The following is an 11,394-nucleotide window of genomic DNA, read 5'->3' as shown; positions in this document are numbered from 1 at the left end:
GTCCAAGCACGCGGCAGGCGCGTCGCTCAGATACTTTGAGCTGGCTGCGGACATGATCGATGCAGGCACGACGACGAGCGGGGCTCAGTAGTTTCCCTTTGTGGCTTCCGTCAGGATCAGTTTGTCCAGCGTCAGATCTGAAACTGCGCGTCTCAGCCGCTCGTTCTCTTTCTGAAGCCGTTTCAGTTCTTTCAATTGATCAACACCCATTCCACCATACTTCTTCCGCCAGCGGTAATAGGTTTGCTCAACAACTCCGATCTGTCTGATCGCATCAAGACGGGACATCCCTTGCCCCATCAGAACTTCAACCTGCCGTAACTTCGAGACATTCTCTTCAGGCTTGGGTCGCTTTTTGCCATTCTTGGTCCTCCATTTCCTAAACATAACGGTGGACCAGTTCAGGTGGGGAGGCTCAAGCTGCTTTGCAGCTTTGGCGTTTCGGCGAGTTTGCACGAGAATGTCGAGCACGTCGCCATTTGCGGTGATCGCGCGCCACAACCAGTGCTTCTTGCCACGGATCATGATCACGACTTCGTCCATGTGCCACTTGTCATTCGGCCGTCGACGTTCCCGCCTGATGCAATCTGCAAAGTGTCGCCCAAAGCGATTGACCCACTGCCGAACCGCTTCCCGGCTGACCATAACACCCCTCGCAGCCAACAGATCCTCGACGTCAGCTGTGCTCAACGCAAAGCGGTGGTAAGCCCAAACCGCGTAGGCGATGATCTCACGAGGAAAGCGAAAACCCTTCAGGCGCGGCATAATCGTTGACATGTTCATAAGCGCGACTTAGCTGAGTCACTCAGCCTGAACAACTTGGCAATACCTTTCCTTCTCCCAGACCTATCAGATGAGAGATCAGGGGATGTCCACTCCATCAGAGCCAGAGCTCATTGCGCTCAGTCCAGACTTTATGGTCTCGCTCAATTTGTTGGAAGACACGGTAGCAAGTTGGTGCGTTCACCAAGCAAACGCGCTCTTGTCGCGGCTTGCGCCGCCTAATACGGGCACGCATACTTCCGCGAAGAAACACGCTGACTGTGGCGGAACTGTTAACCTCGTTAACTGATTTTTGAACCGGGTGTTCTTCTTGGTTGCGCCAGTCACTTTACGGCCTGACGCAGTACTTTTTTCGAGCTGCTGGCACTGCTGCGGTCGGGACAATTGGAGTTGCTACATCGTATGCCCCCCACAAAATACAAATACGTGCAAGTTGATCGAGATGGACCGGTTACGGTCGTAACGATTGATCGTCCAGAAGCTCTAAATGCGCTGCATTTGCCAGCGCATTTAGAGCTTGAGGCCGTTTTCGACGATTTTGGGCAAGATCCGGAGCAACTGGTTGCTATCTTAACCGGCCGAGGGGGGCGTTCTTTCTGTGCCGGAAACGATCTTAAACAAGCTGACAAAGATGAATTGAAATCAGTGCGCAGTGGATTTGCTGGCCTGACATCCCGTTTCGACCTCAATAAGCCGATCATTGCCGCTGTTAATGGCATTGCCTTTGGCGGAGGCTTTGAAACGGCCCTTTGTTGCGACATCGTTGTTGCCGAAGAAAATGCTGTTTTTGCTTTGCCGGAACCACGTGTGGGGCTGGTCGCCTTGGCTGGTGGTCTCCATCGTTTGCCCCGCGCCATCGGTCCCCAAAAGGCGTTGGAGATAATACTGACTTCTAGGCGTGTTACAGCCGCTGAAGGTAAAGATCTTGGGTTCGTCAATCGTGTCGAAACTGCCGAGCAACTCATGAACACGGCAAGAGAGATTGCAAACGAGATTTGCATTAGCAGTCCCCTTGCCGTTCGCGCGTCAAAGGAGGCCGTAATGAGAGGTCTTCAGAGCGACCTGAAATCTGCTATTGCCGAGCAGTTTGAATATCCGGGCGTAAAAGCCCTGCTCGCTTCGAGCGACATTACCGAAGGAACTCGTGCGTTTATAGAAAAGCGTACTCCGATTTGGTCATGAGTGTTGGTCAGTCAGGGCGGCGTACTTGTTATCTTCACGCTGGCGTCGTGGGTGAGTTGGCAGACTGGGCAACGAGGCGTTCACCCAATTCGCAAGCGATGAAGAATGTCCAAATGATCTCAGAAGTAAATGAATAGCTGGCCTACGGTCAGATAAAAGAAGGATAGGCAAAATGGTATTCGTGGCAGAGAGTTTACGATGCTAGGGGACAGCACTTCATCATATATCGTGGGTGCGTTTGAGCATCCAACCCGCCGTGCAGACGGAGTTTCCACTGCGAGATTGCATGCTGAAGTTGCACAAGGCGCCCTTGCCGACTGCGGCCTATCGCTCGATGATGTCGATGGATACTTCTGCGGCAGTGATGCGCCCGGTCATGGGCCGTTGTTGATTGCCGAATACATCGGGTTGAGGAACCTGAAGTACATCGACAGCACCGAGACGGGCGGGTCCTCGTATCTTTTGCATGTTGAGCATGCCGTTCAGGCGATTGCGCAGGGTCGCTGTAATGTCGCACTGATAACGATGGCAGACCGGCCGATCGCCGGCAATGCAGGGCATTCCATTGCAGGTGTCGATTTTTCAGCATCGCCAGATTTACCATTTATGCCGCCGGTGCCATTCGCGCCTGTGTACGGTTACGCAATGGTTGCCAAGCGGCACATGCATGAATTTGGAACGACCAGCGAGCAACTCGCGTGGGTTAAGGTGGCTGCTTCGCACCATGCGCAACACAACGAGAATGCTCGTCTGCGTCAGGTCGTTGACGTCGAAGACGTATTGAATTCGCCTATGGTTGCCGATCCTTTGCATAGGCTTGACTGCTGTGTCGTGACTGATGGCGGCGGCGCGATTGTTATCGCACGCAAAGAAATTGCAGAGTCATTGAACAGGCCACGGGTGCGGGTTGCCGGTACCGGTTCTGCCCTTCATCACAACAACGGGGGTTGGTTCGATCCCCTGACTTCGGCCGGTGTTGCCTCGGGTCGGACTGCCTTCGAAGAAGCGGGCGTTACACCACGCGATATACGCTATGCCTCGATCTACGACAGCTTCACGATCACTGTGCTTATCCAACTGGAAGATCTGGGGTTCTGCGACAAAGGGACAGGAGGGCGGTTCGTTGCCGATGGAAACCTGATTTCGGGTGTTGGCAGAATGCCGATCAATACCGACGGCGGTGGGCTATGCAACAACCATCCGGGCAACAAGGGAGGCATGACAAAATTGCTTGAAGCGGTGCGACAATGTCGCGGCGAAGCGCACCCTGAAGTGCAAGTAAAAAATCATGATTGGGTGCTGGCACATGGGACGGGCGGGATCATGCCTGGCGCACATGCTGCCGGAACAGTTATTTTGGCGGCGGGGTAGGATGTGATGGAAACAAGTTTTTCTCATTTGGACGGGTTAGAACAATTCTGGGATGGCGCTACCGAAGGTAAGCTGACGCTTCGCAAATGCGATGACTGTGACAAACTGTATTTTTACCCACGGCAATTGTGCCCGATGTGCGGCAGTGCATCGACACAATGGGTGGTCACGTCAGGCCGCGGAAGCGTTTATGCGCATTCCATCGTCAGGAGATCCAGACGCCTTGCCGCCACGGCAATCATCGAATTGGAAGAAGGCCCTCGCATTCCAACTGCGTTGGTCAATTGCGACGTGCACCAGGTCCAGATCGGCGACACCGTCGAAGTTTCCTTTCAGCAGAAGAAGGATGCGCTACCTTCTCTGGCGTTCACAACAACCGCCGCGCAAGAGGCGCGCGCCTATTCTGAAACTGCGCAGACGTCGTCCACGAGCATCCCAGGGATTGAGCCAGGCGATCACACCGCCGATTACACTCAGGCAGCTGTGATAGGCGCCGGTCGTATGGGAGCAGGCATCTCAACTGCCTTGTTACTCGCCGATATTCCAGTAATCCTCATCGATCAGGATCCCGACGCGTTAAATGGCGCACGTGAGGGGATTATTTCTCTTCTTGAGGTCAGTGTTTCAAAGGGCAAACTCACGGAACAGCAAGCCTCGCAGTGCCTTGCAAACCTCAATACTGATACTCAGATGCAAGCGATTTCAGGGGCGGACCTTGTCATCGAGGCTGTCTATGAGCAAATGGGGTTGAAAAAAACAATTTTCGCCGAAATGGACAAATTTGCTCCTAAGGGTGCGACGCTGGCAACCAACACGTCAACGCTCGACATCGACGAGATCGCAGCAGTCACAGATCGGCCCGGCTCAGTTATCGGATTGCACTTTTTCAGTCCTGCACATGTCATGAAACTTCTGGAAGTTGTGCGTGGTCGCGAAACGAAAGGCGAGACGATTGCGCGGGCCATGAAATTGGGAACGCGTATTCGGAAAGTGCCCGTTCTCGTGGGAGTTTGCTACGGGTTCGTGGGCAACCGACTGTTGCTTGCGCGTGAAAAACAGGCAGGGAAACTGTTGCTCGAAGGAGCGCTTCCCGATCAAGTGGATCGGGTACTGAGGGAGTTCGGTCTTCCGATGGGGACATTCGAACTCCAAGACATGGCGGGCGGTATCGAGCTTGACTATCGGTCACGCCAAGAGTCCGGAGAAAAAGACTTTGTAATCGATGAGCTTTTTGCAAAGGGGCGGCTCGGTCAGAAGACCGGAAAGGGTTACTACTCCTACGAAGCAAATAGCCGCAAACCGCGTTTGGACAACGAAGCCATTAGCGTCTTTGAAGCAGCATCAGCGCATTACGGAATTCAGCGCCGTGAGATTTCGGATCAGGAAATCCAGGACCGCCTGATCTTGCTGATGGTCAATGAAGCGGCAAAACTGATCGAAGAGGGCATTGTCGTCCGTCCAAGTGATATCGATGTGGTTTGGCAATTCGGCTATGGCTGGCCGAACTGGAAAGGTGGCCCGGTGTATTGGGCTGATAGGTTCGGGCTGTCTGAAATCCACGCCAGACTGTCGAGATTGGAGCTCGCTTGCGGTGACGAGTTCACGCCGGCCGCCTTGTTGAGTCGCCTTGCCGTCGAAGGGGGTACCTTGGGCTCTGCGACACCCGGAAACTCGACATAATGGCCTTTTGCGTACGCCGGACTAAGCCGAACATCTATACCCTCACGTAATTTAAGTCACCGGGAAGACTGTAATGACTGAGGATGCGGAACAGGTGCGTCAAAGGAACGGTATACAAACAACTTGTACAAATTGGAGGAAGTTATGCTAAGCGAAATTACGAAATTTTTTGGTGCATTTGCTTTCGGGGCAGCTATTGGTCTTTCGGGAAGTGCTTGGGCACAAGAAGACAGTGTTCGTAGAGTCGTTACTGGCTTAGACCCATCTGGAAAGGCTGTCGTGTTGTTGGATTCCGAATTCTCGAAACCAGTCGCCCAACAAGAGCCGGTGGTTCGCAATTTCTGGTCATTGGACGAGTTCCCTGCGGTCGCTGCGACTACGGACAGGGGCCTAGAGAAAATAACAGCCGCGTTCGGACCCGGCCCACAGAAATTGGTCTTCCGCACAGTAGATTTCCCGCCTGCACCGCCACAGGAAGTCCTAGACACGCTGCCAAAGGATTTGTTTATGAAGATTGCCGGCGGCGAAGCGCCCAAAAACGGCAAACCACCGGTGCACCCGTTCACACATCGGACACAGACAATCGACTTTGCAGTCGTATTGAACGGCCAGATAGATATGGTTCTTGACGATTCGACCGTTCATTTGAAAGCTGGTGATGTTGTGGTTCAGCAGGAAACCAATCATGCTTGGGTCAACAACAGTAGCGAAGTCGTGCGCATTGTTTTCGTGCAAGCAGAGTCAAAGGAACAATAGCACTTTCTTTACTCGGCCAAAGCGCTTTCCTTTCGGGGTCGAAATCGGAAGGGACTAGAAATGGGCGCTAAGCGATTTCGGCGCTCATTTTTCGCCAAACAGACTCCGATGAGCAGAATGTGCTCGCTTCCGCGCGGCAACACATGCCGCGATAGATACACTGGTCTTGCCCGACATTTCTCTGCTACGCGACCTTTTTGCCGAGGTGTTTGGTATTCCAGTGTATTGTGATGGCGGTGAGCAGGTTCAAACCCGCTATTCGGAAATGCTGGCTTTCGGTTGTGCGATCCCGGATTTCACCTTTTCGTCCGATCCGCAAAGCATTTTTCAACGTGTGGTGAGCCTCTCCTTTGTTTAAACCCATATGAACCCGGCACTGCATGACGATTTCTAGGGCCCTTTCCATCATGAACAGCGTGCGTTCGATCCGTCCGATTCCCCCTAAAGCGGCGGCGAGGTTATGCTCGCGCGGCCGCGCCGACAGTTTTTGGGCAGTTGGCTTGGGGGCGTCCTTCCGGATCTCTATTTGGCGATGCATCTCAATACATCGGGCCAGTTATCAATGCGGATTTGCTCTCGGGCTTTGCCCCGACCAGACCTTTCAGTTGATTTAGGACATCTTTGAATTCGAAGACGCAGAGGCGCTTGGATTTCAGATCGCGTATGCGAATATTTTGCTGCCCAGTTCGGTCAGGCAAAGCACTGTGGCGGATCATACGCTCTTCCTCGGTGAGCCGATCGTTCAGGAGAAACGGATCGTCCCAAGCGAAGTATTCAAGTACTTGATGGGGGTAATTTCTGTTCAACGCGTTCAATCAGGATATGGCGGCACCCTGCCTGACGTTAGCACCATCGTGGCGGACGCTAGGCGCCAGCTGGTATTCTGAAGTGCGACTCCTGTTAGATGGAGTTTGTTTGCAAACCGGAGTCGCACTTCAGGGTAGCCTGCATCAGGGTGCTATTTCTTGCCCATTGGAATGATGAAGCTGACCGCAAAGCTGGTCCCTGCGGCCGCGTTTTTCGCTTTAACGTCGTGCGTCAGCCGCCCGACAACACCCACGGGACCAACTCTAGTCGATAATCCAAGACCGAGGCCGAGTTGTTCAGCCTTACCCGATATCGTACCACCAAAGGCCGTCCCGCTGTTCGTGTCGGAGCTAACCTGTTTGCGGTAATACCCCACGGGACCAATCTTGAAACCGCCGATGTCTTTGAGCGCAGTAAAGTTGGCAAGGATTTCGTCGCCGGACTTGTAATTGTTGCTCTTGTTCTCGGTGTTTGTGAAGTATTGCAGTTGTACCGACGCATTCCAGTCATCTGTGAAGTAGGTATAGCTAAGCGAAGGTGCAAAGGTCCAGAAATTTGCGCCCGTGTTAACCGGGTCTGCCGCGGTCCATTTTCCGGTCGGCGCGACGAAAACCAGGTCCGCGGCGACGGATTGGCCCGGGGCGATGGCCCAGGATACACCAACGGGCGAGATTTGCGTATTTCCCAGATCAAATTCAGTACCACTTGAGATGGGCCCAAAGCTGGAGGACTGATCAACATGCAGAAACGGTTGAACGATGTGAGCACGGAAGTCGCCTCCTAGCAGATTGATTCCTGGGACCCACATCAGGTGAAGTGCGGTGCTGGCGACGTCCAAGCCCACACCGACGTCGTCGCCGTTGTTATCTTTCAGTTCGAGGTTATTGTAATTGTTCAAACTACTGAGGTAGAAGCCGGGAGGCGGGTTGGCGGCAATTGGTATTCCGATTGTACTGCCAGGTGGGACTGAGGGGGGAACTCCGGGCTCACGGGCTTCTGCTGCACTGCCGACCAAAGCAATAAGTGCTGCAAAGATGCCCCCCGCTCTTGAAACATCGTAAGTTTTTCTCTTAAGCATCAACGTTCTCCTTTTGATGGTTGATTAGTTGCGTTTTCTATTCTTGGGATGGGGTTGCGGATGAGGTTTTGGAGGTCCGACTGATTACTCTGCCCACTGAAACTCCGCAGGATCTCAGATTCGTGTCGCATCACGCTTGGTGCCTCCTCCGCAGAGCTGGTCAGCAGAAAGGCAGAAACTCTAGAGCAGATACCGAGGTAATCGTTGCGGGCAGGTAGTGTTTGCTAGTGCGCCGAATCCCAAGGCCACGATAGTAATCGTGCCAAGAGTTACAGGATTTTCATTGTCAGTATTCCATTTCCCGTAGTTCATTGTTTCGCTCCTTGCCGACATAGAGCATGCACTTCTGCTCATGCCTCAGGCGCTGTTCATTGGGGTCGCCGTCTAATAAATCTCGAACAGGCCAGCGGCCCCCATGCCCCCGGCAATGCACATGGTCACAACGCCCAGCTTGGCACCACGTCTCTTGCCTTCATGCAAGATATGGGAGGTTAACCGTGCGCCGGTCATGCCGAATGGGTGGCCGATGGCGATAGAGCCGCCGTTTACATTGAGTTTGTCAGGATCGATCCCGAGTTTGTCGCGGCAATAGATAGCCTGGCTTGCGAACGCTTCGTTTAGCTCCCATATGTCGATATCGTCGACCCTGAGCCCATGCCGTGCCAACAACCGAGGCACCGCAAACACCGGGCCGATACCCATTTCCTCGGGACCGCAGCCCGCGACGGCAAAGCCTTTGAATGCGCCAAGCGGTTCCAGCCCACGCTTCTCTGCATCTAGAGCGGCCATAAGTACGACCGCAGCGGCACCGTCCGAAAGCTGGCTGGCATTGCCCGCCGTAACGAGCCCTCCGTCTCGCACCGGTGTTAGGCCCCGAAGACCGTCCAGAGTCGTTGAAGGGCGATTGCACTCGTCCCGATCGACTGTGACAGTTCGTGTCGAGACTTCGCCCGTTTCCTTGTCCTTGATCGCCATGACGGTCTGCATGGGCAGGATCTCGTCGCGGAAGAGACCGTTTGCCTGGGCGCTGGCGATGCGCTGCTGGGAAATCAGGCTGAACTCATCCTGCGCGTCGCGGCTGATGCCATAGCGTTCTGCCACCAGATCGGCGGTTTCGATCATCGTGTGGTACAGCTCGGGCATCTCTTTCAAGAGCACAGCCTCGGGCGCGCGCCGGACCTGGGGTTGGACCATGCTGATGCTCTCGACACCACCTGCAACTTGCGGCCCGGAAGCGTCCGTAGTGATGGCGTTGGCTGCCGTGGCGATTGCCTGCAAACCGCTAGCACAGAACCGGCTGACGGTCTGTCCGGCGGATGTTTTCGGCAAACCCGCGAGAAAACCGGCCTGACGCGCAATATTGTCACCGGTTTCGCCTTCGGGATAGCCGCAGCCCATCACCACGTCCTCGATCTCGCTCTGCTCCAGACCTGATCGGGAGACCGTTTCACCAATCACATGGGCGGCCATGCTGGCTCCGTGGGTTTGGTTGAATGAACCACGGAAAGATTTTGCAAGACCGGTGCGACCAGCCGCGAGGATAACAGCCTGTTTCATACGGATTGTTCCTTGTTTAGATCGTCAAACGTGCGCCCCTGCGCGACCAGCTGCTCGAGTAGCGGAGCCGGTTGCCAGAAATAGGAGTCGTCCTTGGCGAATTCCTGGATGTCGGACAAAATGCCCGATAGCCCCTGCATGTCGGCCCATTTCAGGGGGCCGCCGTGGTAGCGCGGAAAGCCGTACCCCATCAGCAAGACCACATCGACGTCGAGCGGACGGCGGGCGATGCCCTCGCCAACAACCCTTGCGGCTTCGTTCACCATGGCAGCCATGTACCGGCGCAGGATTTCGTCATCGTCAAAGGTTCTGGCCTTGATACCCAGCCTTTCGCGTTCAGCGTCGATTAGTGGTAGAACATCCGCGTTTTCGGTTCTCGCGCGGCCGTCATACGCGTAGTAACCGCGACCGGTTTTCTGGCCCCGATGCCCTTTTTCGCAAAGGGTATCGGCGTAGGTTGGCACACGGTCGCGGGGGTCGCGCGTCGGAGCCAGACGTTTGCGCGTGGCCTGGCCGATGTCGAGGCCCGCAAGGTCGGCCATGGCGAAGGGGCCCATCGGCAAACCGAACCCTTCGACGACACGGTCGATCTGGTAGGGCGATGCGCCGTCAAGCACCATGTGGTCCGCTGCGGTGCTGTATCTCGACAGGATCCTGTTGCCGATAAACCCGTCACAGACACCCGAACGCACGGCAATCTTGTTAAGCCGCTTGCCCAGGGCAAAGCCTGTGGCGACCACATCGGGCGCGGTTTCATCGCCAACGATGACTTCCAGCAACCGCATCACATGCGCGGGCGAAAAGAAGTGCAGCCCGATAACGTTTCTTGCCCGCCCGGTGCTGGCGGCAATCTCGTTGATATCCAGAAAGGATGTGTTGCTGGCCAGGATCGCAGAGGGTTTGGCAATCGCCTCGATTTGGGCGAAGACCTGTTTCTTAACTGCCATGTCTTCGAACACAGCTTCGATGATCAGATCGGTATCTGACAAATCACCGTACTCCGTGGACAGGGTCAGGCTTTCAGCAAATATCCGGTCATATTGGGCCTCGCTGATCTTGCCGCGCTTCAACGCCCCCGAAAGATTGCCGCCGATGCGGGCTTTGGCTGCCTCGGTCGCATCACGGGTGATCTCGATCAGCGTCACGCGAAGCCCTGCCAGCAATGCCGCAGTGGCGATACCGGCACCCATCGTTCCGCCGCCGATCACACCAATTTCGCTGACCTCGCGGGACATGATGCCCCTCAGTTCAGGAAGGTTGGAAACCTGTCGCTCGGCAAAGAACGCATGGATCATGCCCTTGCACTGGCCGGTTTCCTCTGACGAATGGAATAGTCGCCGTTCCACGGCCAACCCTTCGGCGAACGAAAGCCGCGACGAGGCCTCGATGGCGTCCAGTGCCACAAGGGGCGAAAGCTGGCCGCGCGCGGTTTGCTTGACCTTGGCCTTGGCGGCGGCAAAGTCCACCTGCTGCGGGGTGTTCATGGCGCTCACCGGTCGTGGCCCTTGATCGTCGCGCAACAGGGAGGCGGCATAGTCCAGACCGATTTCCTTTGGATTCCCCTCGGCGATCCTGTCGATTATTCCGAGTTTCAGCGCCTTGGAGGCCGAAATCGAGCGCCCACCGGTAATCATTTCAATCGCTGGCGCAAACCCGGCCAAACGCGGGAGTCTTTGGGTTCCGCCCGCGCCCGGAATTACACCCAGATTGACCTCTGGCATACCCATCTTTGCCGTTTCCACAGCGACCCGGTAGTGGCAGGCTAATGCAATCTCTAGCCCACCGCCGAGCACAGTACCGTGCATGGCCGCGATGACTGGGACAGGGCAGGCTTCGATCTGATTGCAAACATCTGGCAAGTACGGCGTGACCGGGGGTCTGCCAAATTCGCGGATGTCGGCTCCGGCAAACCATGAGCGCCCGTCGCCATAAATAACGACGGCCTTTGCACCTTCGCCAATTGCGCGCGTGATGCCTTTGCTCAACCCCTTGCGGGTCTGTTCACCCAACGTGTTCAACGGCGGGTTATCGGCAACCAATACGGCGATATCTCCGTCGCGTTCGTATCGAATAGTCATCTGGCAGTCTCGCTATGTTTGTTCATAGGGGGAGCGTTCACCTTTTGGTTCAATTCCAGCCGGGCACCTTGTGCATGCGCTGCAGTCACTCTGTCTTGGGCC

7 protein-coding genes and 3 pseudogenes are annotated in these 11,394 nt (G+C 55.3%); 4 read left to right on the top strand and 6 right to left on the bottom strand.

Going from position 1 to position 11,394, the window contains the following annotated elements:
• Nucleotides 1-387: pseudogene (locus tag G6R15_RS22530) on the bottom strand (transposase); the annotation flags it as partial.
• Nucleotides 388-420: 33 nt separating this feature from the next.
• Nucleotides 421-783, bottom strand: a pseudogene (locus G6R15_RS22525) (IS6 family transposase); the annotation flags it as partial.
• Nucleotides 784-1,185: 402 nt separating this feature from the next.
• Between G6R15_RS22525 and G6R15_RS22520 the strand changes: the two are divergent.
• The 4 genes from G6R15_RS22520 to G6R15_RS22505 all read left to right on the top strand — a co-directional run bounded on the left by G6R15_RS22520 (nucleotide 1,186) and on the right by G6R15_RS22505 (nucleotide 5,772).
• Nucleotides 1,186-1,965 (top strand): enoyl-CoA hydratase-related protein, encoded by a 780-nt coding sequence (locus G6R15_RS22520; protein WP_164662311.1) that lies wholly within the window; start codon nucleotides 1,186-1,188, stop codon nucleotides 1,963-1,965.
• 198 nt (nucleotides 1,966-2,163) lie between these two features.
• Nucleotides 2,164-3,336: a thiolase domain-containing protein gene (locus G6R15_RS22515; protein ID WP_164662310.1), complete on the top strand. Its 1,173-nt coding sequence runs from the start codon at nucleotides 2,164-2,166 to the stop codon at nucleotides 3,334-3,336.
• Between the two features lie 6 nt (nucleotides 3,337-3,342).
• A complete protein-coding gene (locus G6R15_RS22510) occupies nucleotides 3,343-5,016 on the top strand; it encodes a 3-hydroxyacyl-CoA dehydrogenase NAD-binding domain-containing protein (protein ID WP_164662309.1) in 1,674 nt (557 codons plus the stop codon).
• A gap of 144 nt (nucleotides 5,017-5,160) precedes the next feature.
• Nucleotides 5,161-5,772, top strand: coding sequence for a cupin domain-containing protein (locus G6R15_RS22505; RefSeq protein ID WP_164662308.1), 612 nt, complete (start codon nucleotides 5,161-5,163; stop codon nucleotides 5,770-5,772).
• A gap of 190 nt (nucleotides 5,773-5,962) precedes the next feature.
• Here the strand turns inward: G6R15_RS22505 and G6R15_RS22500 are convergent.
• The 4 genes and pseudogenes from G6R15_RS22500 to G6R15_RS22480 form a co-directional block, all read right to left on the bottom strand.
• Nucleotides 5,963-6,443 (bottom strand): annotated as a pseudogene (locus G6R15_RS22500) (Tn3 family transposase); the annotation flags it as partial.
• A gap of 287 nt (nucleotides 6,444-6,730) precedes the next feature.
• Nucleotides 6,731-7,657: a transporter gene (locus tag G6R15_RS22490; protein ID WP_164662306.1), complete on the bottom strand. Its 927-nt coding sequence runs from the start codon at nucleotides 7,655-7,657 to the stop codon at nucleotides 6,731-6,733.
• 384 nt (nucleotides 7,658-8,041) lie between these two features.
• Nucleotides 8,042-9,214: an acetyl-CoA C-acyltransferase gene (locus G6R15_RS22485; protein ID WP_164662305.1), complete on the bottom strand. Its 1,173-nt coding sequence runs from the start codon at nucleotides 9,212-9,214 to the stop codon at nucleotides 8,042-8,044.
• Nucleotides 9,211-11,292, bottom strand: coding sequence for a 3-hydroxyacyl-CoA dehydrogenase NAD-binding domain-containing protein (locus G6R15_RS22480; protein ID WP_164662304.1), 2,082 nt, complete (start codon nucleotides 11,290-11,292; stop codon nucleotides 9,211-9,213). Before G6R15_RS22480 ends, G6R15_RS22485 begins: the two co-directional genes overlap by 4 nt.
• Between the last annotated feature and the right edge of the window lie 102 nt (nucleotides 11,293-11,394).

The organism is Tropicibacter sp. Alg240-R139 (genome assembly GCF_900537075.1).
Taxonomy (GTDB): Bacteria; Pseudomonadota; Alphaproteobacteria; order Rhodobacterales; family Rhodobacteraceae; genus Falsiruegeria.
The sequence above is the reverse complement of the archived record's forward strand: the minus strand, read 5'-3'. Positions and strand labels throughout refer to the sequence as shown.

Coding starts and splice junctions, on each gene's coding strand:
- G6R15_RS22520 (WP_164662311.1), top strand. CDS start 1,186: ATGCCCCCCACAAAATACAAATACGTGCAAGTTGATCGAGATGGACCG.
- G6R15_RS22515 (WP_164662310.1), top strand. CDS start 2,164: ATGCTAGGGGACAGCACTTCATCATATATCGTGGGTGCGTTTGAGCAT.
- G6R15_RS22510 (WP_164662309.1), top strand. CDS start 3,343: ATGGAAACAAGTTTTTCTCATTTGGACGGGTTAGAACAATTCTGGGAT.
- G6R15_RS22505 (WP_164662308.1), top strand. CDS start 5,161: ATGCTAAGCGAAATTACGAAATTTTTTGGTGCATTTGCTTTCGGGGCA.
- G6R15_RS22490 (WP_164662306.1), bottom strand. CDS start 7,657: ATGCTTAAGAGAAAAACTTACGATGTTTCAAGAGCGGGGGGCATCTTT.
- G6R15_RS22485 (WP_164662305.1), bottom strand. CDS start 9,214: ATGAAACAGGCTGTTATCCTCGCGGCTGGTCGCACCGGTCTTGCAAAA.
- G6R15_RS22480 (WP_164662304.1), bottom strand. CDS start 11,292: ATGACTATTCGATACGAACGCGACGGAGATATCGCCGTATTGGTTGCC.